The sequence below is a fragment of the Alkaliphilus pronyensis genome (genome assembly GCF_009017275.1).
Lineage (GTDB): Bacteria > Bacillota > Clostridia > Peptostreptococcales > Natronincolaceae > Alkaliphilus_C > Alkaliphilus_C pronyensis.
In genome coordinates this window covers 1-3,519 of record NZ_WBZC01000072.1, presented here as the reverse complement: position 1 = coordinate 3,519, position 3,519 = coordinate 1, and the positions used below count along the sequence as shown (strand labels likewise).

Below are 3,519 nucleotides of genomic sequence, written 5' to 3'. Positions count from 1 at the left end.
GTTTTTCACCTATTCTCTATTACTTATTACTTATTACTTATTAATTGTTTTATTGGTCAAGCCCTCGACCTATTAGTATCGGTCAGCTTAGTACATTACTGCACTTACACCTCTGACCTATCAACCAGATAGTCTCTCTGGGGTCTTACTCCTTTCGGATGGGAAATCTTATCTTGAGGGGGGCTTCGTGCTTAGATGCCTTCAGCACTTATCCCTGCCATACTTAGCTACCCAGCGATGCCTTTGGCAAGACAACTGGTACACCAGTGGTATGTCCATCCCGGTCCTCTCGTACTAAGGACAGCTCCTCTCAAATTTCCTGCGCCCGCGACGGATAGGGACCGAACTGTCTCACGACGTTCTGAACCCAGCTCGCGTACCACTTTAATGGGCGAACAGCCCAACCCTTGGGACCTACTTCAGCCCCAGGATGTGATGAGCCGACATCGAGGTGCCAAACCTCCCCGTCGATGTGGACTCTTGGGGGAGATAAGCCTGTTATCCCCGGGGTAGCTTTTATCCGTTGAGCGATGGCCCTTCCACTCGGAACCACCGGATCACTAAGCCCGACTTTCGTCCTTGCTCGACCTGTTTGTCTCGCAATCAAGCTCCCTTTTGCCTTTGCACTCTTCGCACGATTTCCGACCGTGCTGAGGGAACCTTTGGGCGCCTCCGTTACTTTTTGGGAGGCGACCGCCCCAGTCAAACTGCCCACCTGACAGTGTCCCAAGACCGGTTTCACGGCCCATGGTTAGAACTTCAATACTACAAGAGTGGTATCCCAACAGCGACTCCTCCAATACTGGCGTACTGGTTTCTTAGTCTCCCACCTATCCTGTACATGTAGTACCAAAATCCAATGTCAGGCTACAGTAAAGCTCCACGGGGTCTTTCCGTCCTGTCGCGGGTAACCAGCATCTTCACTGGTATTACAATTTCACCGGGTCTATTGTTGAGACAGCGCCCAAATCGTTACGCCTTTCGTGCGGGTCGGAACTTACCCGACAAGGAATTTCGCTACCTTAGGACCGTTATAGTTACGGCCGCCGTTTACTGGGGCTTAAGTTCTGTGCTTTGGTTTCCCTTACACTTCCCCTTAACCTTCCAGCACCGGGCAGGCGTCAGCCCCTATACTTCGTCTTTCGACTTTGCAGAGACCTATGTTTTTGCTAAACAGTCGCTTGGGCCTATTCTCTGCGGCCAGTTTTGGCTTACGGAGCATGTCCTTCACCAATTCTGGCACCCCTTCTCCCGAAGTTACGGGGTCATTTTGCCGAGTTCCTTAACAATAGTTTTCCCGTTCGTCTTAGGATTCTCTCCTCACCTACCTGTGTCGGTTTGCGGTACGGGCACCTTTTATCTCGATAGAGGCTTTTCTTGCCAGTGTGGAATCAGTCAGTTCGCTACTTTATTTCGCTCCCCATCACTTCTCAGGATTTGTTAAGACGGATTTGCCTTTCTTAACTCCCTACCTGCTTAGACGCACTCAACCAACGGTGCGCTTGACCTATCCTTCTGTGTCACCCCTTCTCTCTAACGATATCCGGTGGTACAGGAATCTCAACCTGTTGTCCATCGCCTACGCCCTTCGGCCTCGGCTTAGGTCCCGACTTACCCTGAGCGGACGAGCCTTCCTCAGGAATCCTTAGGTTTTCGACGGGCAGGATTCTCACCTGCCTCTCGCTACTCATGCCAACATTCTCTCTTCTGTAATGTCCACTAATCCTTCCGGTTTAGCTTCTGCCTTTACAGAATGCTCGCCTACCGAGTTAGAGGTAAGAAGTCAGAGGTTAGAGGTTTGTTAAAACCTTATTGCCATCTTTTCATTAATACATATATCCGTTTCCCTAACATTTCATATGATTTTACTAGCTCTTCGTATTTATCTTTTTCTATATACTCTAAATCTTTTATCATATCAAGAAGTACATATATTTCATTACACGAGCCTAATGTCATATTTAAAAAACGTTTGAATTCTTTTGCAGATTCTTTTTTTCCATATCCCTCTGCAATATTTAACGGAATTGACAGTGCTGCCCTTCTAAGTTGACTTCCTATTTCATAGGTTTCATATTTAGGAAATTGCTCTGTCATCTGATGGACTATTAATGCTAGTTTATATGAGATTTGATAAACTTCTAAATCTTTGTAGGTTTTTATCATTTCTTCTTCTCCTAGCTTTTGTTTTTTCTTTCTCTTTTCCGACTTCTAACTTCTCACTTCTTACCTCTAACTCCCATAGCTTCGGTGATACGTTTGAGCCCCGGTAATTTTCGGCGCAGAATCACTCGACCAGTGAGCTATTACGCACTCTTTAAATGAGTGGCTGCTTCTAAGCCAACATCCTGGTTGTCTGTGCAACTCCACATCCTTTTCCACTTAACGTATACTTTGGGACCTTAGCTGATGGTCTGGGCTGTTTCCCTCTTGACTACGGATCTTATCACTCGCAGTCTGACTCCCGAGCTTAAGATGACGGCATTCGGAGTTTGATAGGTTTTGGTAACCGGTGAAGGCCCCTAGACCATTCAGTGCTCTACCTCCGCATCTCTTCTTCTCGAGGCTAGCCCTAAAGCTATTTCGGCGAGAACCAGCTATCTCCGGGCTCGATTGGAATTTCACCGCTACCCACAGCTCATCCGGTGACTTTTCAACGTCAATCGGTTCGGACCTCCACGAAATTTTACTTCCGCTTCATCCTGTCCATGGGTAGGTCGCCCGGTTTCGGGTCTATGGTAGTTAACTTTTTCGCCCTTTTAAGACTCGCTTTCGCTTCGGCTTCGTACCTTAGGTACTTAACCTTGCTTCTTACCATAACTCGTTGGCCCGTTCTACAAAAAGTACGCGGTCACCCCTATATAGGGCTCCCACAGTTTGTAAGCAAAGGGTTTCAGGTTCTCTTTCACTCCCCTCCCGGGGTTCTTTTCACCTTTCCCTCACGGTACTATGCGCTATCGGTCACCAGTTAGTATTTAGCCTTGGGGGGTGGTCCCCCCTGCTTCCCACAGGGTTTCTCGTGTCCCGTGGTACTCTGGAGCATAGTTTAAGACTTTCCTGTTTCGCTTACGGGACTTTTACCCTCTTCGGTGGGCCTTTCCAGACCTCTTCTTCTACATTCTTGCCTTATTTATTCTATGTCCTCAACCCCGGATGCTCAACTCAACTCTGTTAAGCTTCTCAACTGTACTAAAGTTCAGTTGAGCACCCGGTTTGGGCTTTTCCCCTTTCGCTCGCCGCTACTTAGGGAATCGATTTTTCTTTCTCTTCCTCAGGGTACTTAGATGTTTCAGTTCCCCTGGTTTTCCTTCTAGTACCTATTTATTCAGTACTAGATACTTGGACATTACTCCAAGTGGGTTTCCCCATTCGGACATTCCCGGATCAAAGCTTGCTTGCAGCTCCCCGAGACTTTTCGCAGCTTACCACGTCCTTCGTCGGCTTCTGGTGCCAAGGCATCCACCCTTTGCCCTTATTAGCTTGACCTTTGCTGCTTCGCAGAGTGAATAATTTAAAATT

Annotated in this window: 1 rRNA gene; it reads right to left on the bottom strand. The window is 47.6% G+C overall.

Annotated elements, in window-relative coordinates:
* Nucleotides 1-52: 52 nt before the first annotated feature.
* Nucleotides 53-3,486: ribosomal RNA gene (locus tag F8154_RS14160) — 23S ribosomal RNA — on the bottom strand.
* Nucleotides 3,487-3,519 lie beyond the last annotated feature (33 nt).